At 38.9% G+C, this 3,662-nt stretch carries 4 protein-coding genes; 1 reads left to right on the forward strand and 3 read right to left on the reverse strand.

Annotated elements, in window-relative coordinates; genetic code table 11:
* Positions 1-126 precede the first annotated feature (126 nt).
* Positions 127-1,083 carry a glycosyltransferase family 2 protein gene (locus J1E28_RS07615; protein WP_291028419.1) on the forward strand — a complete coding sequence of 319 codons (957 nt, stop codon included), beginning with the start codon at positions 127-129 and terminating at the stop codon, positions 1,081-1,083.
* A 249-nt stretch (positions 1,084-1,332) separates the two neighbouring features.
* Here the strand turns inward: J1E28_RS07615 and kdsB are convergent, their stop codons facing one another.
* The 3 genes from kdsB to J1E28_RS07630 form a co-directional block, all read right to left on the reverse strand.
* Positions 1,333-2,058 carry a 3-deoxy-manno-octulosonate cytidylyltransferase gene (gene kdsB, locus J1E28_RS07620; RefSeq protein ID WP_291028421.1) on the reverse strand — a complete coding sequence of 242 codons (726 nt, stop codon included), beginning with the start codon at positions 2,056-2,058 and terminating at the stop codon, positions 1,333-1,335.
* Positions 2,059-2,136: 78 nt separating this feature from the next.
* Positions 2,137-2,529, reverse strand: coding sequence for a GtrA family protein (locus tag J1E28_RS07625; RefSeq protein WP_291028422.1), 393 nt, complete (start codon positions 2,527-2,529; stop codon positions 2,137-2,139).
* Between the two features lie 50 nt (positions 2,530-2,579).
* Positions 2,580-3,662: DUF6056 family protein (locus J1E28_RS07630; protein WP_291028424.1), on the reverse strand; the 1,083-nt coding region annotated here is incomplete at its 5' end.

Raw genomic sequence — 3,662 nt, forward strand, 5'->3', positions numbered from 1 at the left:
CTATAAAATAATCTACTTTTTGTTTTTTCAAGTTTATTGTTGTGTGTTTTTATTGCAAAATATCCCCCAAAGCGCAAATAGGTTTTTTATTTTTATAGTTTCTCTCTTGTTACAGGGGAGCTTGTAATGCGCCTTTGTATCGTTGTGCCTGCATATAATGAAGAAGCAGTGATTGCACAAACTTACAAAGAGCTAAGTTCTAGGCTTTCGCGCCTCATAGAGGAGGGTGAAATTTCAAGTGAGAGCTTTATTTGTTTTGTTGATGATGGGAGTAAGGATAAGACTTGGGAGATTCTGCAAAATATTGGGCGAGATTCAAGAAAAAATATTATTGCACTCAAGCTCTCGCGTAATTGTGGGCATCAAAACGCGCTTTTAGCCGGACTAGAGTATGTGAGCAATAAATGTGACTATGCTTTGAGCATTGATTGTGATTTGCAAGATGATGTAAGCGTAATGAGTGCTTTTGTAGCAAAGGCAAAGGCAGGAGCAGAGGTGGTTTTAGGTGTGAGAAAATCCCGTCAAAAAGATAGTTTTTTTAAGAAAAATAGCGCGTTAGGGTTCTATAAGTTTATGGCATTAATGGGTGTGCAAATTACCTATAATCACGCAGATTATCGATTGCTTTCTTCTCGTGCCATACAAGCACTTCTAAGCTTTAAAGAGCGCAATCTCTTTTTGCGCGGTATTGTGCCTTTGTTAGGCTTTAAAAGCGATAAGGTAGAATATGATAGATTGGAGCGATTTGCAGGAGAGAGCAAATATCCATTGCTCAAAATGCTTTCATTTGCGTGGAATGGCATTACAAGTTTTAGCGTAATGCCGCTTCGGTTTGTAAGTATGTTAGGCATTGTATTTTTTGTGCTTTCGCTTGCTTTTGGATTATATGCGGTGTATGTGAAGTTTTTCACCCAAGGGGTGGTATATGGCTGGGCTTCAACGATTGTGGTATTGTGCTTTTTTAGCGGGATTCAGCTTTTAAGCCTTGGTATTATTGGCGAGTATATAGGTAAAATTTATACAGAAACAAAGGCGCGTCCTCTATATTTTATAGAGGATATTATGAATCCAAGAGAGGTTTAGCTTATCAAAACCCATAGAGAAGTAGCAAAGCAAAAACTTGTGTTGCTTAAAAATGACGGAGAGATAGTTAAAAAGAAATAAAAATTATTAAGATTCTAAAATTTCCCTTGTTTAAAAAAATACTAATCCAAGCCCAATAAATTTAAGCCTCCTTGTGTCCTTGAAAAAAACAAATACAAGATTAGAATCTTTAAAAAATAAACCCAAGATTCTAGGCATTACACATTTTTAAGACACTCTATTTAGATTCTAAGAATTGCGTGTTTTTAGATACTCTAATGCCCTCTTATAATCCTCTGGCGTATCAATGCCCACACTTTGCGTTTCCACCACCGCTAGAGCAATACTCTTTCTATGATAGATGGCGCGGAGCTGCTCAAGCTTTTCTATCTCCTCTAGTGGGCTTTTGGGCAGAGCGCAAAACTCCTCTAGGCTCTTAGCATAAAAGCCATAAATACCTAAATGCCCCAAATATGGTGTGAGCACCTCACAATCCTTGTCACGACAAAAAGGAATAGGGGCGCGAGAGAAGTAAATCGCCTCATTATGCGCATTAAGCACGACTTTAACGAGATTGCTATCAGTAATATCAGCCGCGCAAATAACTTTCGCCAAAGTCCCCATAAAAGGCTTTTTATCTTTCATTAGCTTGATAAGCGTAGCAATCACTTGATGCTCCAAAAACGGCTCATCGCCTTGCACATTAATAACTATTTCATTAGCTCCTAATCCAAGCTTTCTTGCTGCCTCCGCGCATCTATCTGTCCCGCTCGTGTGGCTTTTATCTGTCATCACATACTCAATCTTATGCGCCTTGCACGCTTGAGCTATGCGCTCATCATCACAAGCCACCACCACAGAATCCACCTCTTTAGCATTGAGTGCGGTGCGCACTACCATAGGTAGCCCACCTAAATCACATAATGCCTTTTGCGCAAAGCGCGTAGATTCTAATCGCGCGGGGATAATAATCATCTCTGCCTCCTTATGCTTCAAATATTAAAAAGGATTCTAGCTTAGAGAGCATAAATAAAGCCAAACAATACGCTTCTTTTATGAATCTTTAGGTAAAAAAACCCAGCATTTACTTATCACAAAGCCTAGGCACACATACACTGCCCCGCCGACAATCTGTGCGATATAAGGATTTACATCTAAGATTCGATACGCAAAACTCATTGCAAGCAGTTGGGTTATATAGGCTATACCCATAGCAAGAGCAAAACGCGGCAAATCGCGCTTATGTGAAGAGGAGGAGGCAAAGGTAAAAGTTTTATTGAGGCAATAAGAGACAATAAATCCTATGCCATAGCCGAGTGCATTTGCTAGCTCAGGCATAAGAGAGCAATAGAGGGCAAAAAAAATGATGCCATAGCCCACGCAGGTATTAATTACTCCTACAATAAGATACATTATCCCTGCTTTTTGCCACGAGTGCTTTTGCATTCACTCTCCTTACAAGTATCAAATATATCTATAAAACTTACTTCAAAGCTTCATTCTACCACAAAGCTTCTAACTCCAAAATAATGCGCATAGCTTGTATTAGGCCACACATTTGGATTTTTGCTTGGATTTCCCCAATCCCCATATTGAGCATAAAAAGATGTGAAAGTTTTATGGCTTACTTTAATGTCTTCTAGTCCTTGTGCCTTTTGCGCGGCAATAGATTCTAGCATTTGCTCCCATTTCACTCGCCCATCAATATATGCACTTAATACAAAAATCCCATACCCACAGCACAAAGCTACTATTACCTTTTTAACCCTTTGCTTAAGATTCTCTTTAAGTAAGCTTATCCACTGCACAAAAACAAAATATATCATCATCATTTCAATAAGCACATAGCAGAGCTTTGCGCGGGAAGGCAACCCTACTTGAATAGTTGTGCCAACAAAGAGACAAAAAAGCACAAAAGCAAGAATAAGTTTTATAAAAAGCCTATACATATCCCATTCAGCTCTTTTATGATAAAACCACGCAAAGCCCACATAAAACATAGCCACAATAGCCACCCACACAAGCCCAACTACACTACTTATAAAGGGTAAAAAATGCTTATGATTTTTGAATGCGACAGAGCATAAAATCACGCCCAAGATAAGAGCAAAAGCATAGAGTTTCTTTGTCTTATGTTTATATACTACAAACAGCATTGGCACAATAAGAAATAAACCAAAATTTCCAGCAAACCGCGCATAAGTAATGCTTAAATGCCTGATTTTCTCTCCTATGCTCATTGCCCATATATCACCGAGTGTATAAAAAGAATCTCGTCCAAAAAGCTCCCACCATAACGCCACTCTTTTAGTGTGTCCGGGGCTTAGATAGAGCGCAAGATAGCCACATACAAAGGCAAAAATTCCCGCTACATACCACAGAGGCAAATGCACCTTTTTATACAGAGCAAAAAATAAGAATCCTATATGCACAAAAATCGCAACAACACCTACCATCTCACTACTCATTCCAGCGACAAAGCATACTATCATAAAACCAAGAGCTTTGAGTAGCTCTATGGCAATGCTTTTTGTTTGAGAAGACTGCACTTGTGATTTTGCATAAGAATCCAATGCCAA

The organism is Helicobacter sp., assembly GCF_022511165.1.
Lineage (GTDB): Bacteria > Campylobacterota > Campylobacteria > Campylobacterales > Helicobacteraceae > Helicobacter_C.